28 protein-coding genes are annotated in these 25,372 nt (G+C 58.2%); 15 read left to right on the top strand and 13 right to left on the bottom strand.

The window, feature by feature from the left end; genetic code table 11:
* Nucleotides 1-54 precede the first annotated feature (54 nt).
* From hmgA to AC2FPW_RS09925, 7 genes are all read left to right on the top strand, one after another.
* Entirely contained in the window at nucleotides 55-1,410 is a 1,356-nt protein-coding gene (gene hmgA, locus AC2FPW_RS09895; protein WP_267365046.1) for a homogentisate 1,2-dioxygenase, read from the top strand.
* 215 nt (nucleotides 1,411-1,625) lie between these two features.
* Entirely contained in the window at nucleotides 1,626-2,882 is a 1,257-nt protein-coding gene (gene fahA / locus AC2FPW_RS09900) for a fumarylacetoacetase (protein ID WP_496813525.1), read from the top strand.
* Nucleotides 2,883-2,969: 87 nt separating this feature from the next.
* Nucleotides 2,970-3,920: an MBL fold metallo-hydrolase gene (locus AC2FPW_RS09905; protein WP_496813526.1), complete on the top strand. Its 951-nt coding sequence runs from the start codon at nucleotides 2,970-2,972 to the stop codon at nucleotides 3,918-3,920.
* Between the two features lie 134 nt (nucleotides 3,921-4,054).
* Nucleotides 4,055-5,665, top strand: a complete 1,611-nt coding sequence (locus tag AC2FPW_RS09910; protein WP_496813527.1) for an FAD-dependent oxidoreductase — start codon at nucleotides 4,055-4,057, stop codon at nucleotides 5,663-5,665.
* 5 nt (nucleotides 5,666-5,670) lie between these two features.
* A complete protein-coding gene (locus tag AC2FPW_RS09915) occupies nucleotides 5,671-5,868 on the top strand; it encodes a DUF2783 domain-containing protein (RefSeq protein ID WP_209506076.1) in 198 nt (65 codons plus the stop codon).
* A gap of 11 nt (nucleotides 5,869-5,879) precedes the next feature.
* Complete coding sequence (maiA, locus tag AC2FPW_RS09920) at nucleotides 5,880-6,518, top strand: maleylacetoacetate isomerase (protein ID WP_496813528.1); 639 nt, start codon at nucleotides 5,880-5,882, stop codon at nucleotides 6,516-6,518.
* A gap of 86 nt (nucleotides 6,519-6,604) precedes the next feature.
* Nucleotides 6,605-6,940, top strand: coding sequence for a DOPA 4,5-dioxygenase family protein (locus tag AC2FPW_RS09925; RefSeq protein WP_267365057.1), 336 nt, complete (start codon nucleotides 6,605-6,607; stop codon nucleotides 6,938-6,940).
* On the opposite strand, the gene AC2FPW_RS09930 is transcribed toward AC2FPW_RS09925, so the two are convergent.
* Nucleotides 6,937-8,565 (bottom strand): acyl-CoA synthetase, encoded by a 1,629-nt coding sequence (locus AC2FPW_RS09930; RefSeq protein ID WP_496813530.1) that lies wholly within the window; start codon nucleotides 8,563-8,565, stop codon nucleotides 6,937-6,939. The two genes, AC2FPW_RS09925 and AC2FPW_RS09930, sit on opposite strands and share 4 nt — an antisense overlap.
* Nucleotides 8,566-8,786: 221 nt before the next feature.
* Between AC2FPW_RS09930 and AC2FPW_RS09935 the strand changes: the two genes are divergently transcribed.
* Nucleotides 8,787-10,178 carry an aminotransferase family protein gene (locus AC2FPW_RS09935; protein WP_496813531.1) on the top strand — a complete coding sequence of 464 codons (1,392 nt, stop codon included), beginning with the start codon at nucleotides 8,787-8,789 and terminating at the stop codon, nucleotides 10,176-10,178.
* Between the two features lie 92 nt (nucleotides 10,179-10,270).
* Here AC2FPW_RS09935 and AC2FPW_RS09940 read toward each other — a convergent pair whose 3' ends face one another.
* The 6 genes from AC2FPW_RS09940 to AC2FPW_RS09965 form a co-directional block, all read right to left on the bottom strand.
* Nucleotides 10,271-10,861: a YeeE/YedE thiosulfate transporter family protein gene (locus AC2FPW_RS09940; protein WP_209506066.1), complete on the bottom strand. Its 591-nt coding sequence runs from the start codon at nucleotides 10,859-10,861 to the stop codon at nucleotides 10,271-10,273.
* A 4-nt stretch (nucleotides 10,862-10,865) separates the two neighbouring features.
* The gene (locus AC2FPW_RS09945) at nucleotides 10,866-11,414 is read right to left on the bottom strand and encodes a YeeE/YedE thiosulfate transporter family protein (RefSeq protein WP_480559603.1); all 549 of its coding nucleotides are present in this window, start codon (nucleotides 11,412-11,414) and stop codon (nucleotides 10,866-10,868) included.
* 224 nt (nucleotides 11,415-11,638) lie between these two features.
* Entirely contained in the window at nucleotides 11,639-12,004 is a 366-nt protein-coding gene (rplT, locus tag AC2FPW_RS09950) for a 50S ribosomal protein L20 (RefSeq protein ID WP_039523695.1), read from the bottom strand.
* A gap of 15 nt (nucleotides 12,005-12,019) precedes the next feature.
* Nucleotides 12,020-12,220, bottom strand: a complete 201-nt coding sequence (gene rpmI, locus AC2FPW_RS09955; RefSeq protein ID WP_010443552.1) for a 50S ribosomal protein L35 — start codon at nucleotides 12,218-12,220, stop codon at nucleotides 12,020-12,022.
* A 183-nt stretch (nucleotides 12,221-12,403) separates the two neighbouring features.
* Complete coding sequence (locus tag AC2FPW_RS09960; protein WP_480487220.1) at nucleotides 12,404-13,954, bottom strand: alanine/glycine:cation symporter family protein; 1,551 nt, start codon at nucleotides 13,952-13,954, stop codon at nucleotides 12,404-12,406.
* A 13-nt stretch (nucleotides 13,955-13,967) separates the two neighbouring features.
* Complete coding sequence (locus AC2FPW_RS09965) at nucleotides 13,968-14,405, bottom strand: universal stress protein (protein WP_209506060.1); 438 nt, start codon at nucleotides 14,403-14,405, stop codon at nucleotides 13,968-13,970.
* A 208-nt stretch (nucleotides 14,406-14,613) separates the two neighbouring features.
* On the opposite strand from AC2FPW_RS09965, the gene AC2FPW_RS09970 reads away from it, so the two are divergent.
* On the top strand, nucleotides 14,614-15,048 hold the full coding sequence (locus AC2FPW_RS09970) for an Lrp/AsnC ligand binding domain-containing protein (protein ID WP_480483856.1): 435 nt from the start codon (nucleotides 14,614-14,616) through the stop codon (nucleotides 15,046-15,048).
* A 32-nt stretch (nucleotides 15,049-15,080) separates the two neighbouring features.
* On the opposite strand, the gene pyk is transcribed toward AC2FPW_RS09970, so the two are convergent.
* Nucleotides 15,081-16,526, bottom strand: coding sequence for a pyruvate kinase (gene pyk, locus AC2FPW_RS09975; protein ID WP_267365133.1), 1,446 nt, complete (start codon nucleotides 16,524-16,526; stop codon nucleotides 15,081-15,083).
* 143 nt (nucleotides 16,527-16,669) lie between these two features.
* Here pyk and AC2FPW_RS09980 point away from each other — a divergent pair, with 143 nt between their 5' ends.
* The 3 genes from AC2FPW_RS09980 to AC2FPW_RS09990 all read left to right on the top strand — a co-directional run bounded on the left by AC2FPW_RS09980 (nucleotide 16,670) and on the right by AC2FPW_RS09990 (nucleotide 18,136).
* Entirely contained in the window at nucleotides 16,670-17,407 is a 738-nt protein-coding gene (locus tag AC2FPW_RS09980) for an N-formylglutamate amidohydrolase (RefSeq protein ID WP_496813533.1), read from the top strand.
* A gap of 86 nt (nucleotides 17,408-17,493) precedes the next feature.
* On the top strand, nucleotides 17,494-17,733 hold the full coding sequence (locus AC2FPW_RS09985) for a DUF6868 family protein (protein WP_267365128.1): 240 nt from the start codon (nucleotides 17,494-17,496) through the stop codon (nucleotides 17,731-17,733).
* Between the two features lie 88 nt (nucleotides 17,734-17,821).
* Nucleotides 17,822-18,136: a DUF1244 domain-containing protein gene (locus AC2FPW_RS09990; protein WP_267365127.1), complete on the top strand. Its 315-nt coding sequence runs from the start codon at nucleotides 17,822-17,824 to the stop codon at nucleotides 18,134-18,136.
* A 43-nt stretch (nucleotides 18,137-18,179) separates the two neighbouring features.
* Here the strand turns inward: AC2FPW_RS09990 and AC2FPW_RS09995 are convergent, their stop codons facing one another.
* The 3 genes from AC2FPW_RS09995 to dgcN form a co-directional block, all read right to left on the bottom strand.
* The gene (locus AC2FPW_RS09995; RefSeq protein WP_496813535.1) at nucleotides 18,180-19,040 is read right to left on the bottom strand and encodes a D-amino-acid transaminase; all 861 of its coding nucleotides are present in this window, start codon (nucleotides 19,038-19,040) and stop codon (nucleotides 18,180-18,182) included.
* A 10-nt stretch (nucleotides 19,041-19,050) separates the two neighbouring features.
* Nucleotides 19,051-20,016 carry an N-acetyl-D-Glu racemase DgcA gene (dgcA, locus tag AC2FPW_RS10000; RefSeq protein WP_496813537.1) on the bottom strand — a complete coding sequence of 322 codons (966 nt, stop codon included), beginning with the start codon at nucleotides 20,014-20,016 and terminating at the stop codon, nucleotides 19,051-19,053.
* Between the two features lie 75 nt (nucleotides 20,017-20,091).
* The gene (gene dgcN / locus AC2FPW_RS10005) at nucleotides 20,092-21,093 is read right to left on the bottom strand and encodes an N-acetyltransferase DgcN (protein ID WP_480586519.1); all 1,002 of its coding nucleotides are present in this window, start codon (nucleotides 21,091-21,093) and stop codon (nucleotides 20,092-20,094) included.
* Nucleotides 21,094-21,388: 295 nt separating this feature from the next.
* On the opposite strand from dgcN, the gene AC2FPW_RS10010 reads away from it, so the two are divergent.
* Nucleotides 21,389-22,351 carry an L-malyl-CoA/beta-methylmalyl-CoA lyase gene (locus AC2FPW_RS10010; protein ID WP_496813538.1) on the top strand — a complete coding sequence of 321 codons (963 nt, stop codon included), beginning with the start codon at nucleotides 21,389-21,391 and terminating at the stop codon, nucleotides 22,349-22,351.
* 51 nt (nucleotides 22,352-22,402) lie between these two features.
* Here the strand turns inward: AC2FPW_RS10010 and AC2FPW_RS10015 are convergent, their stop codons facing one another.
* Together AC2FPW_RS10015 and AC2FPW_RS10020 are read right to left on the bottom strand one after the other, a co-directional pair.
* The gene (locus AC2FPW_RS10015; protein WP_480774194.1) at nucleotides 22,403-22,981 is read right to left on the bottom strand and encodes a PA14 domain-containing protein; all 579 of its coding nucleotides are present in this window, start codon (nucleotides 22,979-22,981) and stop codon (nucleotides 22,403-22,405) included.
* 119 nt (nucleotides 22,982-23,100) lie between these two features.
* Nucleotides 23,101-23,553: an Lrp/AsnC family transcriptional regulator gene (locus tag AC2FPW_RS10020; protein ID WP_496813539.1), complete on the bottom strand. Its 453-nt coding sequence runs from the start codon at nucleotides 23,551-23,553 to the stop codon at nucleotides 23,101-23,103.
* A gap of 73 nt (nucleotides 23,554-23,626) precedes the next feature.
* Here AC2FPW_RS10020 and AC2FPW_RS10025 point away from each other — a divergent pair, with 73 nt between their 5' ends.
* Nucleotides 23,627-24,223, top strand: a complete 597-nt coding sequence (locus AC2FPW_RS10025; protein ID WP_496813540.1) for a LysE family translocator — start codon at nucleotides 23,627-23,629, stop codon at nucleotides 24,221-24,223.
* 185 nt (nucleotides 24,224-24,408) lie between these two features.
* Nucleotides 24,409-25,371 (top strand): acetyl-CoA carboxylase carboxyltransferase subunit alpha, encoded by a 963-nt coding sequence (locus tag AC2FPW_RS10030; protein ID WP_267366162.1) that lies wholly within the window; start codon nucleotides 24,409-24,411, stop codon nucleotides 25,369-25,371.
* The last annotated feature ends 1 nt before the right edge of the window (nucleotide 25,372 follow it).

Genomic DNA, 25,372 nt, shown 5'->3' on the forward strand with positions numbered 1-25,372 from the left:
TGTTAGTTACAAAATCAACTATTAACCGACAAGCAGCAAACGGAGGAATACGTAATGAACCGTCCGACGGATCCGCATTCATTGACGCAAGCAGCAACGCCTGTTGGTACCCATGCCGGCTACATGCCCGGCTTTGGCAACGACTTTGAAACCGAAGCGCTGCCCGATGCGCTGCCGCAGGGGATGAACAGCCCGCAAAGGTGCAACTACGGACTTTACGGTGAACAGCTGAGCGGCACGGCCTTTACCGCCAACCCGCCTGAACGCACCTGGTGCTATCGTATTCGCCCGTCGGTAAAGCATTCGCACCGTTACGAAAAAATCGACCTGCCCTATTGGAAATCGGCCCCCTGCATCGACCCGGATGTGATCAGCCTGGGCCAGTATCGCTGGGACCCGGTGCCGCATTCCGATGAAGGTCTGAACTGGATGACCGGGATGCGGACCATGACTACTGCGGGGGATGTGAACACCCAGGTTGGCATGGCCTGCCACATCTATCTGGTCACCGAATCCATGGTCGACGACTATTTCTTCTCGGCTGATTCCGAGTTGCTGGTGGTGCCACAGGAAGGACGCCTGCGCTTTGCGACTGAACTGGGAATCATTGACCTCGAGCCCAAGGAAATCGCGATCATCCCGCGTGGACTGCTCTACCGGGTTGAAGTTCTGGAAGGCCCGGCACGCGGCTTTGTGTGCGAGAATTACGGCCAGAAATTCGAACTGCCGGGTCGCGGTCCGATCGGGGCCAACTGCATGGCCAACCCGCGCGATTTCAAAGCTCCGGTCGCTGCCTATGAGGATCGTGAAACCCCGTCGACCGTGACGATCAAATGGTGTGGCCAGTTTCATACCACGAAAATCGGACACAGCCCGTTGGATGTGGTGGCGTGGCACGGCAACTATGCACCCTACAAATACGATCTGCGCAACTATTGCCCGGTTGGCGCGATCCTGTTTGACCATCCCGACCCGTCGATCTTTACCGTTCTGACGGCACCCTCTGGCCAGCCCGGCACCGCAAATATCGACTTTGTCCTGTTCCGCGAACGCTGGATGGTGATGGAGGATACGTTCCGCCCGCCCTGGTATCACAAGAACATCATGTCCGAGCTGATGGGCAACATCTACGGTCAATACGATGCGAAACCGCAGGGCTTCGTTCCCGGTGGCACCAGCCTGCACAACATGATGATCCCGCATGGCCCCGACAGGGAAGCCTTTGACAAGGCGTCCTATTCCAATCTGGGGCCGGAAAAGCTGGACCAGACGATGTCGTTCATGTTCGAAACCCGGTTCCCCCAGCACCTGACACCGTTTGCCGCCAATGAGGCACCGCTGCAGGACGACTATATCGACTGCTGGACATCGCTTGAGAAGAAGTTCGACGGCACACCGGGCAAGAAATGACCCTCAGACCGGGTTACCCAGACGGCACCCGTCCTGACGGCGATGAACATACCCATTCCGGTTGCAGGCGTCCCGTCGCCGCAACCGGAAAACAAAGACGGGACCCTGGCAGTCGACATGCTGCAACTGCGCCCGCTGTGGGCTTTGGCGCCTGTCTATTCGGGGTTATGATCGTTTCGAACCACGTACCAAACATAGCAAAATAGGGGCAAAATATGCCTTTGATGAAGTCCTGGGTGGCCTCGGCCAATGACGCGGCGCATCCGTTTCCACTGAACAACCTGCCTTACGGTGTCTTCTCGGCCGAAGGCGATGATCCGCGCTGCGGCGTGGCCATCGGTGACATGATCCTCGACGTTACCGCCGCCGAAGCCGAGGGGTTAATCACCCTAAGCGATGAGCCGCTGTTCGATCTGCCGTTCTGGAACCCTTTGATGGAGGAAGGCCCCGCCGTCTGGGCGGCCCTGCGTGAGCGGCTGATCAGCCTTCTGGCCGAGGGCTCGGACGAGCAAAGCAAGATCGAACCGCTGCTTGTACCGCAGGCCGAAGCCCAGATGCACTTGCCCTTCGCGGTCAGCGAATACACCGATTTCTACGCCGGGCGAAACCATGCCTTCAACGTGGGCACCATGTTCCGTGGCCCGGAAAACGCGCTGCCGCCGAACTGGTTGCACATTCCGATTGGCTATAACGGACGGGCGTCCTCGGTCGTGGTATCCGGCACGGATATCCGCCGCCCGTGGGGACAGCTGAAATCCCCCGATCAGGATCTGCCCGCCTTCCTGCCCTGCCGCCGCTTTGATATCGAGTTGGAGATGGGCGCCATCGTGGGTACGCCCTCGGATGGCCCGATAACCGTGCAGGAAGCTGACGACCATATTTTCGGCTACGTTCTGCTGAACGACTGGTCGGCACGTGATATACAAGCCTGGGAATACCAGCCGCTGGGCCCGTTTCAGGCCAAGGCAACCGCAACCTCGATCAGCCCCTGGATCGTGACCAAGACTGCACTCGAGCCGTTCCGCTGTGACACGCCAGCCCGCGAGTTCGCGCTGCTGGACCACCTCAAGGATTGCGGCCCGATGCTGTATGACATCGATTTGGCCGTCTCCATGGCACCCGAAGGCAAAGACGCCACGACCATCGCGCGAACCAACTACAACCAGATGTACTATTCCGCCGCACAACAACTGGCCCACCACACCACATCGGGATGCCCGATGAACACGGGCGACCTGCTGGGGTCAGGCACCATATCCGGCCCAACCAAGCCCGAACGCGGATCACTTCTGGAACTCAGCTGGGGCGGGAAAGAGCCGCTGACGCTGGACACAGGTGAAACCCGAAGCTTCATCGAAGACGGCGACACGATGACCCTGACCGGCGCTGCCAGGGGCGACGGCTATACTATCGGGTTCGGCGACTGTACCGGCACCGTTCTGCCTGCACTCAATTCCCCATTCGAGCGATGACGCACTGAGCTTCATCTTTTTCCAAATACTCCCGCCGGAGGCATCCAACCCCTGCCTTCCGCGCAACCGCAAAAGGACAAAACCAAGATGGCCAAAGCATTCGCGTCCCAGGGGGACATGTCGGAAAAGAAAATCTCTTTCACCGAGGTGGGCGAAGGGCTCTATGCTTTCACCGCCGAGGGTGACCCGAACTCGGGCGTGATCATCGGCGATGACAGCGTGATGATCGTCGAGGCGCAGGCGACCCCGCGCCTGGCCAACAAGGTGATCGAATGCGTGCGGTCTGTGACTGACAAGCCGATCACCCATGTGGCGCTGACCCATTACCACGCAGTGCGGGTTTTGGGTGCCAGCGCTTTTGGCGCGCAACAGATCCTGATGTCCGACATGGCCCGCGCCATGGTGGTGGAACGCGGTCAGGAAGACTGGGACAGCGAATTCCAGCGCTTCCCGCGCCTGTTCGAAGGGCATGAAAGCATCCCCGGCCTGACCTTGCCCACCACCACATTCAGCGACACGATGACCGTTTATCTGGGCAATCGCCGGATCGACCTGATGCATCTGGGGCGCGCCCATACCGCCGGCGATATCGTCATCCACGTGCCAGACCAGAACGTGATGTTCACCGGCGACATCGTCGAATATCACTCGGCCTGCTATTGCGGTGACGGGCATTTCAACGACTGGGGCGACACGCTGGACGAGATCAAGTGGTTCGATGTCGACGCCATCGCACCGGGACGCGGCGATGCGCTGGTTGGCAAGGACATGGTCAATGCCGCCATCGAAAACACTCGCGATTTCGTCGAAAGCACCTACCGCCCGGCGGCCAGGGTTGCGGCGCGCGGTGGCAGCCTGAAAGAGGCATGGGATGCAGTCCGCGCCGAATGTGACCCGAAATTCGCCAATTACGCGATCTACGAACACTGCCTGCCGTTCAACGTCGCCCGCGCCTACGACGAAGCCCGTGGAATCGACACGCCTCGCATCTGGACCGCCCAGCGCGATCTTGAGATGTGGGAGGCCCTGCAGGGGTAAGGAAAAACGACCCAGTTTGATCCAGATCGTTTTAGGCGGCGGGATTCAATGAAACCATATGCCAAAGGCTTCGGCACATGTTGCCGGAGCACAGGACATGCAGCACTTTGGCCCATCTGCTTGGGGGGAAGCCCATGAACAATATCTTTGAAACTCCGCTTTACGGCTATGAACGCAGTCCGGATCAGGACAGCCCGACGCCAGTTCGGCGCAAGGTTATCGTGATCGGCGCGGGCCCAGTTGGTCTGGCCGCCGCGATTGATCTGGCGCAGCAAGGGGTTGACGTCGTGGTTCTGGACGAGAATGACAAGGTCAGTTTCGGCAGCCGCGCCATCTGTTTCTCGCAACGCACGCTGGAAATTGCCGACCGGCTGGGATGCGGGCGCCGACTGGTCGACAAGGGCGTCCTGTGGGACCGGGGCAAGGTCTTCTTCGATGATCGGCAGGTCTATGACTTCAACCTGCAACCGGATGAAGGTTATGCCAACCCTGCCTTCATCAACCTTCAGCAATACCATTTTGAGAACTATTTCGTTGAACGGGTCCGCGAGTTGCAGGCAGAAGGCGCACCGATTGAGATACGCGGGCGCAACAAGGTCGAGGCGATTGGCACGCATGACGATCACGTGCGGCTGGAGGTCGAGACGCCTGAAGGACCTTACACAATCGAAGCCGAATGGCTGATTGCCTGTGATGGCGCGACATCTCCTGCCCGGCGGATGTTGGGCATTGATTTCGAAGGACGGATATTTGAAGACAACTTCCTGATCGCAGACGTGATCATGGATGCGGATTTTCCGTCTGAACGCTGGTTCTGGTTCGATCCGCCGTTCAATCGCGGGCAATCCGCGTTGTTGCACAAACAGCCCGACAATGTGTGGCGCATCGACCTGCAACTGGGTTGGGACATCGACAAGGAACGCGAAAAGCGCCCCGAGAACGTGATCCCCCGCCTCAAGGCGATGCTGGGCGATGATGTCGAGTTTCAGCTGGAATGGGTCTCGATCTATACGTTCCAGTGCCGTCGCATGGAAAGCTTCCGCAAGGGACGTGTCCTGTTTGCGGGCGACAGCGCGCATCAGGTCAGCCCCTTTGGCGCGCGTGGGGCCAATTCCGGCCTTCAGGACACCGACAACCTGTGCTGGAAACTGAAGCTGGTTCTGGATGGGAAAGCGCCTGAAACTCTGCTGGACAGCTACAACACCGAACGCGTGTACGGGGCCGACGAGAACATCCTGAATTCCAGTCGGTCGACCGATTTCATCACCCCAAAATCCGAAATGTCGCGGATCCTGCGCGATGCGGTTCTGGACCTGAGCGAACATTATGACTTCGCGCGCCCGCTGGTGAATTCGGGCCGCTTGAGCCAGCCCTGCACCTATGACGGATCCTCGCTGAATTCCGCGGACGCGCTGAACGGCCCCGCCGGAACGCGCCCGGGTTCGGCCTGTCCCGACGCTCCGCTTGGTGACGAGTTTCTGCTGCCCAAGCTTGCAGGCAAGTTCACGCTTTTGACCATCGATGCAGACGCCCCTGATACCCTGGAAGAAGATGGGATCGAGGTCACGCGACTGGCGCTGTCGGTCAAGGATGATATGACGCTGGCCCTCAAACGCCGCTATCTGGGCGACGCGACCAGCGCAGTCTACCTGATCCGCCCGGACCAGCATGTGGCCGCCCGGCGTGACAGTTACGAAGAAAACACCTTCCGGCACGCGATCCGCAGAGCCTGCGGTAAGGAGTAAGCCCCATGTCAGACCTGATCCTAACCCCGAACATCAAAAACGCCGATGACTTCTATGCCGAACTTCTGGCCGCACATGAGGGCCTGGAAAAAGCAGACAGCGACGCGCTGAATGCGCGGCTGGTACTGGTGTTGGCCAATCACATCGGTGACAGTACGGTGCTGACGGACGCCCTTCGCGCTGCCGCTTTGACTGACAGTTGACAGGCCCGGGCGTGAGCGAGGTCGTCCTTTATGACTATTGGCGATCCTCGGCCAGTTACCGGGTGCGGATCGCCCTGAATCTGGCCGGGATCGCGTATCGCCCGGTTGTTGTCGATCTGGTGGGCGGCGCACAAAAGGGCGATGAACATATCGCGCGAAACCCACAGGGCTTTGTGCCGGTTCTGGATATTGACGGGCTGCGGTTGACGCAATCGCTGGCCATCCTCGACTATCTGGACCGGACCCGGCAGTTGAACCTTCTGCCTGATGATCCGGCGGAACGCGCGCGTGTTCAGGCGCTGGCTTATGCGATCGCCGTCGACATCCACCCAGTCTGCAACCTGTCGGTTGCGCGCTATGCCACCACCCTGAGCCACAACGCCCCCGACATGCCCGGCGACTGGATGCGGCATTTCATCAAACCCGGGTTGCAGGCGTTCGAAACCATGTTGGGGGATTTCGAACAGACCCCCTATTGTGTTGGGTCAAAGCCCGGTCTCGCCGACCTCTGCCTGATCCCGCAGATTTATAACGCACGCCGGTGGCAGGTTGATCTGTCGGATATGCCCCGCCTGCTGCGGGTTGAAGAGGCCTGCGCCGATCACCCCGCCTTTGTCGCGGCGCATCCCGACGCACATGCGCCACACTAAACCTGCACAGACCCTGTTTGCACGTGCAGCTAGGTTTTTGTCGTTTTGAGCCTTAGCTTTGAGCCAACAAAGCAGATGAGGTTTCTATGCCCGAGATCACCGGCTATCACGCCCATATCTATTTCGATGCCGACACGCAGGACACCGCGCAGCAGGTCTGTGAAGAGGCGGCCCGCCTGTTCCCTGTTCAAATGGGCCGGATGCACGCCCGAAACGTCGGCCCCCATCCTCGCTGGAGCTGCCAGCTGGGCTTTGCCGCTGGGGCGTTCGATCAGGTCATCCCATGGCTGATGCTGAACCGGCAGGGTCTGACGGTCTTCACGCACCCGGAAACCGGTGAACATCTGGAGGATCACCGCGACCGCGCGATCTGGATGGGTGAGATGCTGGCGTTGGACCTGTCGATATTCGACAACCTTTAACCCAGCGCCCGTGCCTGATCCCGCAGAACAAATTTCTGCACCTTGCCGGTTGATGTCTTGGGCAGGGTGCCGAACACCACCGTTTTGGGTGCCTTGAAGTGGGCCATGTGGTCGCGACAGAAGGCGATAAGCTCTGCCTCGGTTGCGGCTGCGCCGGGTTTCAACTCGACAAAGGCGCAGGGCGTTTCGCCCCATTTCTCATCGGGACGGGCCACCACGGCGGCCTCCATCACCGCCGGATGCTTGTAGAGGATGCCTTCGACCTCGACAGATGAGATATTTTCGCCGCCCGAGATGATGATGTCCTTTGAACGGTCCTTGAGCGCGATATAGCCATCGGGGTGCATGACACCCAGATCACCGGACGCGAACCAGCCACCGTGAAAGGCCTTGTCGGTTGCGTCGGGATTCTTGAGGTATCCTTTCATCACCACGTTGCCCTGCATGAATATCTCACCCATGGTTTCGCCATCAGCCGGAACCGGTTCCAGCGTTTCCGGGTCGGCCACCATCAGTCCGGACAACGCGGTATAGCGCACCCCTTGCCGCACCTTGAGGGCCGCGCGGTCTTCAGGCCCTTCGCTGTTCCATTCTTCTTTCCATGCGCAGACAACCGAAGGCCCATAGGTTTCGGTCAGGCCATAGACATGCGTGACCTCGACACCCATCGCCTCCATCGCTTCGATCACGGCCGCAGGCGGCGGGGCACCTGCCGTCATCACCTTGATCTGGTGGTCAAAGTCCTTCAACTCATCCGGAGCGTGGGCCAGCATGTTCAGAACGATCGGCGCACCGCAGAAATGGGTCACTTTCTCGTCCCGGAAAGCAGCATAGATCGGTTCGGCCCGCACCGCGCGCAAGCAAACGGAAACACCTGCATTGGCTGCCATGGCCCACGGGAAGCACCAGCCGTTGCAGTGGAACATCGGCAGGGTCCACAAATAGACCGAATGCTTGGGCATATCCCAGTCCAGCAAATCGGACTGCGCATTCAGGGTCGCGCCGCGATGGTGGTAAACCACGCCCTTGGGGTTGCCCGTGGTGCCCGAGGTATAATTCAATGTGATCGCGTCCCATTCGTCCGCTGGCAGTGACCAGTCAAACGCTGGGTCGCCTTCGGCCAGCAGGGCATCATAGGTCAGGCGGCCCAGCTTTTCACCGCCGTCGAAGGTGGGGTCTTCGATATCGATGACCAGAATGTCATGATCGACCTGTTGCAGTGCATCTTTCACCACATCCGAAAACTCGGGGTCGACCAGCAGCGCCTTGGCTTCGGCATGGTTCAGGATGAATGCGACAATCGGCGCATCCAGCCGTGTGTTGATTGCGTTCAGAACAGCGCCCGTCATGGGTACGCCAAAATGCGCCTCGTACATTTCCGGGATGTTGGCCGCGATTATCGAAACGGTATCGCCCCGTCCAATCCCACGCGCTGTCAACGCACTCGCCAGACGCCGGCAACGGGCATAGGTTTCAGCCCAGGAATATCGGCGATCCCCATAAACCACGGATGGATAATCCGGGTAGACCTGCGCCGTCCGTTCAATGAACGTAAGGGGCGACAGGGGTGTGTAATTTGCCCGGCATTTGTCCAAATGACGCTCGTAGATATGTGTCGCTGCCATCCGTTGTCCTCCCGTAACGCAGTTTGGGCGAATTGAGCACAAAGTTCGCGTTCTGACAAACCCGTAGAAATACGGCGGCAAAACTGACTGGCGATACGGGATGATACGATCTGGCCCTATCTACATCCGGGCTTTCGCGGTGATCTGAAGCATCTTAAACACATGCCGGGATGAGGCATTTCCATATCCCGTGCACCGCTTCCTCACTGAAAGGACATGTCATGGACGGCACGTTCAGCGAAAACGATCTTTCCCGCGTGGTCGAGGCCGACCGCGCCCATATCTGGCACCACCTGATCCAGCATAAACCCTTTGAAACCAATGACCCACGCATCATTGTCGAGGGCAAGGGCATGCGTGTCTGGGACCAGAAAGGCAAAGAGCACCTGGATGCGGTTTCCGGCGGCGTCTGGACCGTCAACGTCGGCTATGGCCGCGAATCGATCTGCAAGGCGGTTTACGACCAACTGATGAAGCTGTGCTATTTCGCCAATTCGGCCGGTTCGATCCCGGGTGCGCTGTTTGCCGAGCAACTGATCGACAAGATGCCGGGCATGAGCCGCGTCTATTACACCAACTCGGGATCCGAGGCGAACGAGAAGGCGTTCAAGATGGTGCGCCAGATCGCGCACAAAAAATACGGCGGCAAAAAAACCAAGATCCTGTACCGCGATCGGGACTATCACGGCTCGACGCTGGCGACCATGTCGGCAGGCGGTCAGGACGAGCGCACAGCGCAATACGGTCCCTTCGCACCTGATTTCGTGCGCGTGCCGCATTGCATGGAATATCGCAAGCACGAGCTGGACGGCGCGCCCGAAGAGAATTTCGGCGAATGGGCCGCAGATCAGATTGAAGCCGTCATCCTGCGCGAGGGCCCCGATACAGTAGGTGCCTTGTGCCTTGAGCCGGTGACAGCGGGCGGTGGTGTAATCGAAGCGCCTGAAGGATACTGGCAGCGCGTGCAGGAGATCTGCAAGAAATACGACGTGCTGCTGCATATCGACGAGGTTGTCTGTGGCGTGGGCCGCACCGGCACGTGGTTCGGGTACCAGCAATACGGTATCAAACCCGATTTCGTGACCATGGCCAAGGGCGTAGCGTCAGGCTATGCCGCGATTGCCTGCATGGTTACCACCGAGGAAGTCTTTGACTTGTTCAAAGACGATGCCGCGGACCCGATGAACTATTTCCGCGATATCTCGACCTTTGGGGGGTGCACCGCTGGTCCGGCAGCGGCCATCGAGAACATGCGCATCATTCAGGATGAAAACCTGTTGCAGAACTGCACGGACATGGGCGCGCGTATGACGAACAACCTTCTGGCGCTGATGGACAAGCACAAGGTCATCGGCGATGTGCGCGGCAAAGGCCTGTTCCTGGGGGCCGAACTGGTTGTGGATCGTGGCACCAAAGAGCCGGTGGACGAGAAATTGGCGCAGGCCGTTACCGCAGATTGTATGGCGCAGGGCGTGATCATCGGCGTGACCAACCGCTCGATCCCCGGTCGCAACAACACGCTGTGCTTCTCGCCTGCGCTGATCGCTACGGCCGACGACATTGACCAGATCACCGACGCGGTTGACGGCGCACTGGGGCGTGTGTTCGGGTAAGATCACCGATATTGGCTAAAAAAGAAACCGGCGCATGTTGCGCCGGTTTTTTTGTCGGGATGCCGGTCGTGAATGTGTACGCTCAGCCGTGATTATTCAGCCGCAACACCAACCTTTTCGCCAGTTGCGATCAGGCTGTCCGGAAGAACGAATGCAACCAGAACAAAGACGGCACCCAGTGCGATACCGAGGATATCGCCGGACAGTGACAAAACACCTTCGTAAGCGGATCCCGGAACTGTACCCAAGGTGACTTTGCCGCCAGCAATTTCATCGAGCAGACCCGTGGCCTTCCAGGCCGGATATGTCGCCATATAGGCCGCTGCCCCTAACAAACCGCCGACGATGAAGAACAAGGCGTCACGGCGACCGGACGCAGCGGCGCAGACCCCTGTTCCCGGACAGTAGCCCGATGCAGCCCAGCCCGCACCCAGTAACAATCCGCCAATGAAGACACCAACATAGGCCGATTTCACCGACATATGGCCGACATCCACAAACCCCAGCATCTGCCCGCCGAACATGAGGATCGAACCGGTTCCAATTGCCAGGAGGATCGTTTTCATCAGGTGGAGTCGACGCAGTGTCAACATACCCACAATCCAATTTGGATTCGCCGCGCCAATCCGGTCAAGCACGGCTCCGAAAGCGGCACCAATGATGATCGCAAGAATGATTTCCATCGCCTTATCCTTTCCGGTAGATCAGCATTGCCGTGGGAATTGCCGCCGCAAATGCCCCGGCTGCAAAGATGTAACCTGACAGGGCTGTCTGCATCATACCGGACATCATGTGACCGGATGTGCACCCACCCGCCAACCTGGCGCCATAGAGGACGACAAAGCCGCCCAATAGCGCGACTAGGTTTCGGGCCCAGGGCGTATCGCCATAGTTTTCGCGCCAGATCATGGGCAGCTTGCCCTCGCCGCGTTCCAGGCCACCGCGCGCCTTGACCGACAAGAACGCCCCCGCGGCCATAGCCAAAACGAAGACAAAGCTGTAATTCAACGGATTGGATACGTATTTGGCGTATTTACCATTGGATTTCGCCATGTATGCGTTGGTTGAACTGTAACCGTCATCCGTCTGTGTTACGAATTCTGAATTGACGGTGTCCGCGATAATTCCGTCAAGGATGACGAATTGGGTCGAAACACCGATCGGCTTCACCAGAAGAACCGCCCCGAAGAACACGAGCCCTAGCAGAACACCTCCAACTTTCCAGTTTAGTGTCATGATTTCACCCTTCTCACTTATATTCATAAAATCATATATAATATGATCCGAGGGCTGTTACATGATCTAGATCAAACCGGCCATGCCTGAAACTGGTTGGCGTCATCCCAATGCATAAGGGGCGGATGTCCTGATCCAAGAAGCGCCTGGAATGCGCCGCATGTTGCAACAAAAAAGACCGCCCCAAGGGGACGGCCTTTCTTTCACTGTCTCTTTTCAGAGGTTCAGGCAGCCAGAGCAGCCTGAGCTTTGGCGACGATCGCGCCGAACGCTTCCGGTTCGTGCACGGCCAGGTCGGCCAGAACTTTGCGGTCCACTTCGATACCGGCCAGGTTCAGACCGTTGATGAAGCGGGAATATGTCAGAGCCTCGTCATGGCTGCGCACAGCAGCGTTGATCCGCTGGATCCACAGCGCGCGGAAGTTGCGCTTGCGGTTCTTGCGGTCGCGAGTCGCGTACTGGTTGGCCTTGTCGACGGCCTGAGTTGCGACTTTGAAGTTGCTCTTGCGACGACCATAATAGCCTTTTGCGGCCTTGATGATCTTCTTGTGACGGGCGTGAGTTACGGTTCCACCTTTAACGCGGGACATCTCTTACATCTCCTCTTAGCGGTCGTAGGGCATGTAGCCCTTGACGATCTTTGCGTCGGGGGCGGACAGGGTGGTGTTGCCACGGGCATCGCGGATGAATTTCTTGGTCCGCTTGATCATGCCGTGCCGTTTGCCGGCCTGGCCAGCAAGGACCTTACCGGTCGCAGTCACCTTGAAGCGCTTCTTGGCGCTTGATTTGGTCTTCATCTTAGGCATTTCCGTCTCCTTTTTCGGGTTCGGTTTCAGACGCGACTCGGCATGCCATCTCGGCCGGTCACGCGATCAGAAGCGCCGTTTACGCAAGTTCGGTCATACTGGCAAGGGGGTTTGGACCAGAATCTACGCTTTTTGCAGGCTGGTCAGGCACCGGGGCGACACAGGCCGCCCCGGTGATTGGATTTAGTGTTCGAATTTGCGGATTTCACCGCTTTTCAGCCTTGCGGAGTAGGACGCCAGTTCCTGCCGCACCACTTTCATCAGGAAGTAGAGGGCAAAGACGTTCACAACCGCCATCGCAAAGATCGCCGCATCCGAGAAGTCGATAACCGGGCCGAGGTTGGCCGCAGCGCCGATCACCACGAAGACGCAGAAGATGACCTTGAAGATCAGCTCTTTTGTGTGTCCTTCTCCGAACAGGTAGGTCCAGGCCTTGAGGCCATAATAGGACCAGCTGATCATAGTCGAGAAGGCAAACAGGATCACCGCGATCGCAAGGATGTACGGGAACCAGCTGAACGCGCTGCCAAACGCGGCAGAGGTCAGGCTGACGCCGGAATTGCCATCCACCGTTGCGATGGCGGAACCCGCCTCGTTCAGCATGTAGTTTCCGGTTTCGGGATCGATGATCAGCTGTTGCGTGATGATGATCACCAGTGCCGTCATGGTACAGATCACGACGGTATCGATGAACGGTTCAAGCAGCGATACAAAACCCTCGGTGATCGGTTCCTTGGTCCGAACCGCCGAGTGAGCGATAGCTGCAGAGCCCACGCCCGCCTCGTTCGAGAATGCCGCGCGCTTGAAGCCCTGGATCAGCGCGCCGACCATGCCCCCTGCAACGCCCAGCCCCGTGAAGGCACCGGCAAAGATCTGACCAAAGGCCCAGCCGATCATGTCCGCATTCATCGCGATGATGACCAGTGCGGTTGCGACATACAGCACACCCATGAACGGCACGACTTTTTCAGTCACCCGAGCGATGGATTTCAGACCGCCAACAATGACCATGAACACGACCGCAGCAAAAACAATGCCAGTAATCCAGCCCGGATAGTCGCCAACGATACCCGCGATTTGCTGATGTGCCTGGTTGGCCTGGAACATGTTCCCGCCGCCCAACGCGCCCAGAATACAGAAGATCGAGAACAGCACCGCCAGGATCTTGCCGCCCGGCAGGCCCAACTCGTCAAAGCCCTTGGACATGTAATACATAGGGCCACCTGAAACGGTGCCATCTTCGTATTCGTTGCGGTATTTCACGCCCAGCGTACATTCGGTGAACTTTGATGCCATGCCCAGAAGGCCCGCAAGGATCATCCAGAATGTTGCACCCGGCCCACCGATGCCAATGGCAACGGCCACACCCGCGATATTCCCCAAGCCCACAGTGCCGGACAGCGCCGTGGCCAATGCCTGAAAGTGGCTGACCTCGCCCGCGTCGTTGGGATCGGAATAGTCACCTTTGACAAGGCTGATCGCGTGACCAAAGAACCGCAGCTGCACAAGCGCGAAATACAGTGTGAAAACCGATGCAGCAATCACCAGCCACATGACGATCCACGGAAAGCTGGTTCCGGGCAGCGGTGCAAAGATGAAGCTGACAAACGGTCCGGTCAGGTTTGCAAAGGCCTGATTGATTTTTTCATCCAGTCCCGGCGCCTCTTGTGCAAGGGCAGGGCTGGCGGCAATGGTGGCGGCCGTTACGGCGCCAAGTGTTTTTAGCGTTCTCATTTTAGCCCTCCCCTCAGTTCACGACCGTAACCGGAACGTCGGCATGCATTACCAGATATTGCGTCGAACTGCCGAACAGGCGTTTCTTGATCCCGTCCGCAGATGCCCGACCCACGACGATTTGCGAGCCTCCGTTTTCGACCGTGATGGCGTTCAGCGTTTCCGCAACATCGCCATGGCGCACAATGCCCTGCGCCTCGAATCCCGCAGCCCTGAGGGCCTCTACAGCAGGTGTCACGACACGCGACATTGCCAGATCAACCTCTTCTTCGCGGCGCTTGTGGCGCTGGGCGTTTTCTTCAGGTGTCTGGAATGTGTAAGGTGACCATTCGATCACATAAGCGACCAGCAAATCGCACGTTCCGATCAGCTTTGCCAAATCCTTGGCAAAGGCAATCGCACGCTCGCCGGTTTCAGTCCCGTCGAGTCCTATGACAATCTTTGTTGTCATTTCGTTCCTCCGTTTTTGTTGTTAAGGCCGGGGCCCACGCCCCCGGCAGGGCGGCCGGAACTTGGAACTTTTCAACAAGACCGCCCTTTGGTAAGTATTAGGAAATTTCACTAGGAATTGGAGATTTTTTTGGGCCAATTTCAGTGTAATTTATCGTATTACGCCAAAAATACAGGGAATTTTACTGATTAGCAGAGATTTAGACAATATCGATCAACGCATCCTGCACGAGCTGGAGGCCAATGGCAGGCTCTCGATAGTTGAGTTGGCGGCGCGTGTGAACCTGACCAATACGCCCTGTTCCGAGCGTGTAAAACGACTTGAGAAGAATGGCTATATCAAAGGGTACAGAGCCGTTGTCGACAAAGAAAGAATGGGGCTGGCACTGCTGACCGTGGTGCAGGTATCCTTGGTCGCAACTGCGGAACAATCCCTTGTGAAATTCAATGAAGCCGTTCGGAGTGTTCAGGAAATCGAAAGCTGCCTGATGGTGGCGGGCTCGTTTGATTATCTTCTGACCGTTCGAACGCGCGATATTGCGCATTTCCGGCTGGTGCTGGGCGAGAAGATCAACAAGCTGCCGGGCATACACCAGACCAGCTCTTTTACAGTTATGGAGATTGTAAAAGAGCCGGTTGGCTGACACAACACTCGGGCCCGAGTGTCGGGGTTCGGTTATTCCGGATCCGTGCTGTAGATCAGCCGTTCATCACACGGGGCCACGCGCAGAATGTTAGTCGTGCCCGGTACGTTGAAGGGGACACCGGCCGTAACCACGATCTGATCGGTTTCGGTTGCAAACCCCCCTGCCCGCGCCGCGCGGGCCGCGTTGACCACGGCGCTTTTGAACCGCTGGAGTTCGGGCGTCATGACGCAATTGCAGCCCCAGCTCAGGCAAAGCCTGCGCGCAGTTCCCATCAGCGATGTCATCGCAATGATCGGAACACCGGGACGTTCACGGGCTGTCAATGAGGCGGTGGTTCCGCTTTGCGTAAAGCAGCAGATGGCCTTGATATCGGTCTTTTCAGCAATCTCTCGGGCGGCAGCGACGATGGCATCGGCCACAGTGCTTCCTTTTGCCGTGCGGGACGCGGCGATAATCTGGGAATAGGTCGGGTCGGCCTCGACCTCGATGGCGACCTTATTCATGGTCTGCACGGCCTCAACCGGATAAGCACCTGCCGCCGATTCCGCGCTGAGCATAATGGCGTCCGTGCCCTCATAGATCGCGGTGGCCACATCCGACACTTCGGCGCGGGTGGGCATCGGGCTTTCGATCATGCTTTCCAGCATCTGGGTGGCGACAATGACCGGCTTGGCGGCACTACGGCACTTGCGGACCAGCCTCTTTTGAATGGGCGGCACCGCAGATACCGGCAGTTCCACACCCAGATCGCCCCGCGCCACCATGATACCGTCCGACGCATCAAGGATGTCGTCGAACGCCTCGACCGCCGCCGGCTTTTCGATCTTCGACAGGATCGCGGCGCGTCCATCAGCCAGCGCGCGGGCCTCGAACACATCCTTGGCGCGTTGCACGAAACTCAGCGCCAGCCAGTCAACGCCCAATTGGCAGACAAACTCAAGGTCGCCACGGTCCTTCTCCGACAAGGCCGCCAGCGGCAGTACCACATCCGGGACGTTCACACCCTTGCGGTTCGAGATCGCACCGCCGACCTCAACTGTGCAATTGGCAAAGTCCTGACCACAATCTTGAACGATCAGACGGATCTTGCCATCATTGACCAGAAGGCGCGCGCCCGGTTCAAGGGCCGCGAAAATCTCGGGGTGCGGCAGGCACACGCGGGTGGTGTCGCCGGGAGCTGGATCAAGGTCCAGACGGAACGCCGCGCCCTCTTCCAGATCCTCCGCATCATTTGCAAAAACACCAACCCGCAGCTTGGGACCCTGAAGGTCAGCCAGAATGGCAATCGGGCTGTCCAGATCCTTTTCAACCTGCCGAATGATCTTGTGGCGTTCACGTATCTCGTCATGGCTGCCGTGGCTCATGTTCAGACGGAACACATCCGCCCCGGCCTCGTGCAGGGCGCGAATGGTGTCATAGTCACTGGACGCCGGTCCCAGCGTCGCCACGATTTTTACATTCCTCAGGCGTCGCATTGGTCTTGACCTCCTCATGCCGGTTCAGATTGCGCAGATCAGCTTTTGCAAAATGTTACCGCAAACACTGCTGTGGCGCTTATTGCGCAATTCCCTTTTTAAAGCAACTGCCCTACACCTGCGACAAACTAGATGACAGGCTTATGACTTACACCCCGTTTTTTGTTCACGGCGCGGATCGCCCGTCCCGATGGCTGATCACATGCGACCACGCAACCAACATCGTTCCCCCCGAGGTCAATGACGGAGACCTTGGCCTGCCGCGCGAGGATATGGAGCGCCATATCGCCTATGATGTCGGCGCGTATGAGGTATCAAAGCATCTGGGCGAGATTCTGAACGCGCCGGTGATCGCCGCCAATTTCTCGCGCCTTGTAATCGACCCGAACCGAGGGGAAGATGACCCCACGCTGTTGATGAAACTGTATGACGGGTCGATCATTCCCGGCAACCGCCATGCCGATGCCGCCGAGCGCGAACGCCGCCTGAACATGTGTTATCGCCCCTACCACACAGCGTTGTCCGAGATGGCGGCACTGCCACATGCGGTAATTGTGTCGATGCATTCCTTCACGCGTCAGCTGCGCGGACGTGATCCGCGTCCGTGGCACATTGGTGTGCTGCACACGCCGGACGAGCGGTTCTCGCGTCCTTTGGTCGAACGGCTGCAACAGGAAGATGACCTGTGCGTTGGTGTCAATGAACCCTATACCGGCGTTTTGCCGGGTGATGCGATTGACAAGCACTGCACCGCTTTTGGCCGTCCCAATGCATTGATCGAGCTACGCAATGATCTGATCGCCGATCATGCCGGACAACGGCATTGGGCCGAGCGGCTGGCGATAATCCTGCAAGAAGCGTTGGACACTAGCGACCTTTGACCGCAAGGTTTGCAGGGACGCTCCACCCCTCACGCCATTGTGTGCAATGCCTCTGATCCCCATATATTGCGGGAAAGGGGATCGTCATGACACATGAGTTTCTGACAACGTTTTTCGGTTGGATGGCCGCGCTTAATATCGCGGTTTTGCTGTTCACCACCGTCATGATTCTGCTTTTGCAGGACTGGATCGCTGGCATTCACGGCAGGATGTTTCAGATGGATCGCGCCGACGTGAAACGTGCCTATTTCAGATACCTTGCCAACTACAAGATCCTGACACTGATCTTTTGCATCGTGCCCTGGCTAGCCTTGAAACTGATGTAGGTAGCGCTGACCACGAGCGCCGTTGTTGTAACGACACGGCAGGATTGTTAGGTCAAACGCAACACACACTGCCTTCCGGAGCCACATGATGGACAAGCAAACCGAAATCGAACTTCAGGCTGCCGCCTTTCGTCGGCTGCAAAAGCACCTGATGGAAGACCGCACCGATGTGCAGAACATCGACATGATGAATCTGGCCGGGTTCTGCCGAAACTGCCTGTCACGGTGGTATCAGGAAGCGGCCAACGAAAAAGGCATCGAGATGGGCAAGGACGAGGCCCGAGAACTTTTCTACGGCATGACCATGGATGAATGGAAAGCCAATTATCAAACCGAGGCCAGCGCTGAAAAACAGGCCGCCTTCAAGGTCGCGTTTGAAGAGAATGTAACGAAAAAGGGCTAGGCCCAATACGAAAAAGGCCCGCCAGATTGGCGGGCCTTTTTCTTTAGATCGCCGCCTTGCGGCTTTCGTCCAGATAAATCTCGCGCAAGCGTTTTGCAATCGGCCCCGGCGTACCGTCACCCAGCGCAACTCCGTCGATTTCAACCACCGGCATTACAAAGGCACTGGCCGAGGTGGTGAATGCTTCGTCCGCCTCTTTGGCTTCGTCGATGGAGAACAGACGCTCTTCGATTTCCATCTGCGCCTCAGCCGCCATGCGCAGCACAGCCTTTCGGGTGATGCCGTGCAGGATATCGTTGGACAGCGGGCGGGTGACAATCTTGCCGTTTTTGACGAAATAGGCGTTGTTGCTGGTGCCCTCGGTCACAAAGCCGTCCTCGACCAGCCATGCGTCGTCGCAACCTGCCTTCTTGGCCATCATCTTGCCCATCGACGGGTAGAGCAATTGCACCGTTTTGATGTCGCGGCGGCCCCAGCGGATGTCTTCGATCGAGATGATCTTGGCGCCTTTCCTTGCCGCCGGACTGTCAGCCAGCCCCGGCTTGTTCTGCGTGAACAGAACGAGGCTGGGCTGGGTATCTGCCGACGGAAACACAAAATCCCGGTCGCCATCGCTGCCGCGCGAAACCTGCAGATAGACCAAACCTTCCTCGATACCGTTCAGCTCAATCAGCTTACGGTGGATTTCCAACAGTTCATCCTTGGTGCAGGGCTCGGCCATCTCCAGCTCGTCCAGCGAGCGCTTCAGACGGACTGAGTGACCTTCGAAGTCGATCAGCTTGCCGTCCAGCACACTGGTGACTTCGTAGACCGCGTCCGCAAACAGGAAGCCACGGTCAAAAATGGAAACCTTGGCCTCGGTCTCCGGCAGATATTCGCCATTTACGTAAACGGTGCGGGTCATGTTCGTCTCCTCAACCCCAAAGTGCGGCCGCAGGCGGGTGCACTCCGGCGTCGTCAAAATCCAGCGGGGTGTCGCGGTCTTCGGCCAACAGAAGCGGGCCGTCAAGGTCCGTTACCATCGCACCCTGTGCCAGCAATGTCGCAGGTGCCATGGCTAGCGAGCTGCCGACCATGCATCCCACCATAATGTCATAGCCTTCGGCAATCGCCGCTTTGCGCAACTCCAGCGCCTCGGTCAGGCCCCCGGTCTTGTCGAGTTTGATGTTGATGACATCATATTTGCCCTTCAACTTGGGCAGGCTGGCGCGGTCATGGCAGGACTCGTCGGCGCAGACTGGCACCGGGCGCTTCATCCCGATCAATGCGTCGTCATCTCCTGCGGGCAAGGGCTGTTCCACCAACGCCACGCCCAGCCGCACCAGATGCGGCGCGAGGTCGGCGTAAACCTCGGCCGACCAGCCTTCGTTTGCATCCACAATGATCTTGGAGACCGGAGCACCGGCTCGCACTGCCTCAAGCCGGGGCATATCATCAGGTGTGCCCAGCTTGATCTTCAGAAGCGGGCGATGCGCGTTCCCGGCGGCCTGCGCCTGCATTGCCTCGGGGGTGTCCAACGACAATGTATAGGCGGTGATCTCGGGGCCGGGCTTGGGCAGACCTGCCAGGTCCCAGACGCGTTTGCCGGTTCGTTTGCACTCCAGATCCCACAAGGCGCAATCCACGGCGTTCCGCGCGGCACCTGCTGGCAGCAGATCCATCAGCGTCTGGCGGGTGACATCCGCGGGCAGTCCCGCAATCTCGGCCTCTACGGACTCCAGCGTTTCGTCATAACGCGCATAAGGAACGCATTCGCCCCAGCCCTGATGAGTTCCGTCCGACACCCGAACCGTCAGCACCTTTGCCTCGGTCCGCGACCCGCGCGAGATGGTGAAGACCTGCGCCAGCCGGAACACATCGCGAGAAACCTCAATCTGCACGCACCCGTTCCTTCATCTTTTCCCAAATACTCACGCCGGAGGCGAAACAGCCCCGCCACCGGCGCATTGTTCAGATCACATTGCGGCCAGCGCGTCCACCAGTTTGCCCGAACCAAAGCGGAACGGGTCGGTCGCAGGCAGGCCCATATCCGCTTCGATCTTGGCCAAGTAGGCGGTCGCCTCAGCCTCGGACATGTGCTGCGTGTTGACCGAAACGCCAACAACCTGACAATCCGGGTTTGCCACTTTGGCCAGCGCCAGCGCGGTGTCGCGCAGGGCTTCCAATGTCGGCAGTTGATAGGTTGGCAAGCCGCGCATATGCGCACGGGTCGGTTCATGGCTCAGGATCAGGGCGTCCGGCTGGCCGCCATGGATCAGTGCCATGGTCACGCCGGAATAGGATACGTGGAACAATGATCCCTGCCCTTCGATCAGATCCCAGTGATCCTCGTCATTGTCCGGTGTCAGCCATTCGACCGAACCAGCCATGAAATCGGCAATGACTGCGTCCAGCGGCACACCGTCACCGGTGATCAGGATGCCGGTCTGGCCGGTCGCGCGGAAGGTCGATTTCATCCCGCGCTCACGCATCTCGGCGTCCATCGCCAGCGCGGTGTACATCTTGCCAACCGAACAGTCTGTTCCGACGGCCAGACACCGCTTGCCCTTGCGTTTGATCCCGTTTGCGATCGGGTAATCGATCTCGGGCACCCGTACATCGTGCAGTTTTCGCCCGGTTGCTTCGGCAACCGCTACCAGGTCGGGCTCATCCCGCAGCAGATTATGCAACCCCGAGGCCAGGTCGAACCCTTCCTCAAGCGCCATAACCAGAACCTTTTTCCAGTCCTGGCTGATCACACCGCCGCGGTTTGCCACGCCGATCACCAGCGTCTTGGCTCCGGCTTCTTTCGCTTCGGTCAGGGTCATGTCAGTCAGGCCCAGATCGGCCTTGCAGCCATCCATTCGATACTGGCCCACGGCGTTTTCCGGACGCCAGTCCTTGATCCCAACAGCCACTTTGGCCGCTAATTGGTCGGGCGCATCGCCCAGGAACAGCAGGTACGGTGTCTCGATCATTGCGGTCACTCCTTTGATTCCGGGGCAGGCTAGAGAAGCGGCAAAACGAGCGCTTCGCGTTTTGGCCCGTCAACCACGACCTACGCGCGAGTTTCTTGTGCAATATTCGCAATATGCGCAAAAATCTTCGAAGTTTTCAAAATGATTAAACTTTAATCGCCCCGGTCGGGCAGTTTTGAAGCCGCTTTCTGCAACCGCATTGCCGCAGATGCACAATCGCTCTTGCGCCGCACCACGCAATTTAATACCTCATTGAGCAGAAAAATCGTAATTTCATTACTCAGACGAGGTCCAGATGAGCTTTCGCATCCAACCTGCCGCACCGGCGCGCCCCAATCGCTGTCAGCTGTTTGGCCCGGGATCGAACACCAAACTGTTCCAGAAGATGGCAGCATCCGCCGCAGATGTGATCAACCTCGATCTTGAAGACTCGGTTGCACCTTCGGACAAGGATGCGGCCCGCGCCAATGTCATCGAAGCACTGAACACCGTGGATTGGGGCAACAAATACATGTCCGTTCGCATCAACGGATTGGACACCCCGTACTGGTATCGCGACGTTGTCGATGTACTGGAACAGGCGGGCGACCGTCTGGATCAGATCATGATCCCCAAAGTCGGCTGCGCGGCGGATGTCTATGCGGTGGACGCACTGGTCACTGCCATTGAATGCGCCAAAGGTCGTGCCAAACCGATCAGCTTCGAGGTTATCATCGAATCCGCAGCTGGCATCGCCCATGCCGAAGAAATCGCGGCCTCTTCGCCCCGTTTGCAGGCTATGAGCCTGGGAGCTGCGGATTTTGCTGCCTCGATGGGGATGCAGACAACCGGCATCGGCGGCACGCAGGAAAATTATTACATGCTGCACGAGGGTGCGAAACACTGGTCCGACCCATGGCATTGGGCACAGGCCGCCATCGTTGCCGCGTGCCGCACCCATGGCGTGCTGCCAGTCGACGGGCCCTTCGGTGATTTCAGCGATGACGAGGGGTACATTGCGCAGGCCAAACGCTCGGCCACGCTGGGCATGGTCGGTAAATGGGCGATCCACCCCAAGCAGATCGCGCTGGCCAATCAGGTGTTCACCCCATCAGAAGAAGCCGTGTCAGAGGCCCGAGAAATTCTCACCGCGATGGAACAGGCCAAAGCCAATGGCGAAGGTGCGACAGTTTACAAAGGACGTCTGGTCGACATCGCGTCGATCAAGCAGGCCGAGGTGATCGTGGCACAGGCCGAACTGATCGCGGCCAACGGCTGAGAAACAAAAAAAGGCGCCTGCCCTGGCGCCTTTTTCAGGTGTTTTCTGGCGTCACCGCCCGAAGACAGCATTCGGCGTCCAGGTGAACCTTTCGCCTTTTTTACCCGACTTCATCATCAGGCAGGATGTTCCAAGCTTCTGGAAATAGATGATCTTGAGCGGGTACCACCCGGCCTTGGGCACTTCGACTTCGGTCCGCTGGTTGGCCTCGCAGCCCTGAATACCCGTGACATAGCCGATATTCTGGCCTCCGACGAATGCTTCTATCCCGTCATTCGACCAGGTTTCCAACTCGTAGACCCCAGGCGAGTCGAACCGCATATATCCCGTAATCTCGGCGGCAACATTGTAAGCTCCGTCGAATGTCATGACATTGTCACCCTGATTGGTGTCCCTGTAATCCAATCCCTGCAACGGTTGCCCAGGCTGTGCTTTGGACAGCATGCTTTTTGCCTGACTCAGATCGCGGATCTTCTTGTGTTGATTACCTGTACCAACATATTTCACATTCAGCCCTGCCTTCGGAGAAGGCTGAGGGTTGGCAGGTTGCAGTTTCAGCGGGGCAGACAAGGCGGCCCCGGCAACCACTGACAAGGCAACTGCGGCCGCCACTGTTCGAACGCGTTTCATCGTAATCTCCCTGTTTGCGTGCCGTTATGGCTGTGCATATCCACTGGCAACGTCATTTCCACGACATTAGGCCGTGAGTTTTCGCCCTGCAAGTGAGTGTGCCTTCACAATTCAAGACGTCACGCCCGTAAATTCTTGGGTGAACCCATAACCACATAGGATGTGATCGAGGTGACATGCGGCAGCGTTCCCAACACCTCGGTATGGAAGGTCTTGTAAGACGGCAGGTCTGCACATTCGACCCGCAGCAAGTATTCGATTGTTCCTGTTATGTTGTGGCACTCGACAACTTCCGGCGCTTGTTGGAGCGCGCGTTCAAACCCCTCCTGCGCGGCCTTCGTATGCTCGCCCAGCCCTACACCGATGTAGGCGACAAAGCCGATACCAATCGCCGCCGGGTCCAGAACCGCGCGATACCCCGTGATCACCCCGGCCTTTTCAAGCTCTTGCACGCGGCGCAGACAAGCAGAAGGGGAAAGGCCCACACGCTCGGCCAGATCCAGATTGCTGATCCGTCCGTCGCGAGATAGCTCTTGCAATATCTGGCGGTTTATCCGGTCATTCTTCATCATTGATTGCACAATTACAGGAAACACGCACAAAAAAGCAATTTCATTTGCCGCAGCGCGGACAATACTTCGCTCCATGACTTATGACATCCTGATGGCCTTGATCGCCTTTGCCTTCGTAACCTCGATCACACCGGGGCCGAACAACCTGATGCTGATGGCTTCGGGGGTGAATTTCGGCTTCCGACGCTCGATCCCGCATATGTTGGGCATTGGGCTTGGCTTTACCTTCATGGTGCTGCTTGTCGGGGCCGGTCTGGTGCAGGTCTTTGACCGGTATCCCGTCAGCTATACGGTGTTGAAAGTCCTGTCGGTGATCTATCTGCTCTATCTGGCCTGGAAGATCGCGCATGCCGCGCCGGCAAACAGCGCCGAAGCCACCGGCGTGCCCATGACATTTCTGCAAGCCGCAGCGTTTCAATGGGTAAACCCAAAAGCCTGGGCCATGGCCCTGACCGCCACCACGGCCTATACGCCAGATCGGACGATGTATGCGATTGCCATCGTTGCGTTTGTCTTCGGAGCCGTCAACTTACCGTCCGTCAGCACATGGACCGTTCTGGGACAGCAGATGGCCCGGATGCTGACGAACCCGCGCCGATTGGTCGTATTCAACTGGACAATGGCTGTGCTGCTTGTGGTTTCGCTCTATCCCGTGCTTTGGCCGGGGTGAGTTTCCTCAAAGGTCGATTTCAGCGATTGTTTTTTTGGGCATGTCGGGAATGTGCTGGCAAGCAAGCGAATCTCTTAATCTGATCAACGGCTTTTGACATGAAAGATGCCGCTTCCGTGTCATCTAGTTGCATCTGAGGCCAGCCAGCGGCATATAGCTAGGAAATTTCACGCAGATGAGGCGTCATGACCCAGTATCTGGATTTCGAAAAACCGCTGGCCGAGATCGAAGGCAAAGCTGAAGAGCTGCGCGCGCTGGCCCGTGCCAACGAAGAAATGGATGTGGCCGAAGAAGCCGCCGCGCTGGATGCCAAAGCCTCCAAGCTGCTGGATGAACTCTATCGCGACCTGACACCCTGGCGGAAGTGCCAGGTGGCGCGTCACCCGGAACGCCCGCATTGCAAGGATTACGTGGACGCATTGTTCACCGAGTTCACACCGCTGGCTGGTGACCGGAACTTTGCCGACGATCTGGCCGTTATCGGTGGTCTTGCGCGCTTTAACGATCAGCCGGTGATGGTGATCGGCCACGAAAAGGGCAGCGATACCAAGTCGCGGATCGAACGCAATTTCGGGATGGCCCGCCCCGAGGGCTATCGCAAGGCCGTGCGCCTGATGGAGATGGCGGGGCGTTTTGGCCTGCCTGTCATTACCCTGATCGACACCGCCGGTGCCTATCCCGGCAAAGGGGCCGAGGAACGCGGTCAATCCGAGGCGATTGCCCGGTCGACCGAGATGTGCCTGAAAATCGGCGTGCCGCTGGTTTCGGTCATCATCGGCGAAGGCGGCTCGGGCGGCGCTGTGGCGTTTGCGACCGCTAACCGTGTGGCGATGCTGGAGCATTCGGTCTATTCGGTGATCTCGCCGGAAGGCTGTGCATCGATCCTGTGGAAAGATGCCGAAAAGATGCGTGAAGCGGCCGAAGCGCTGCGTTTGACCGCTCAGGATTTGCACAAACTGGGTGTGTGTGACCGGATCATCCCGGAACCCAAGGGTGGCGCACATCGCGATCGCCCGTCTACGGTTGAGTCGGTGCGCGCGGCCATCACCGCCATGTTGGCGGAATTGGACGGCAAGGACGGGGCGGCCCTGATAAAAGACCGCCGTCAGAAGTTCCTTGATATCGGGTCGAAAGGGCTGGCGGCGTAAC

Source organism: Ruegeria sp. SATB027 (assembly GCF_059613825.1).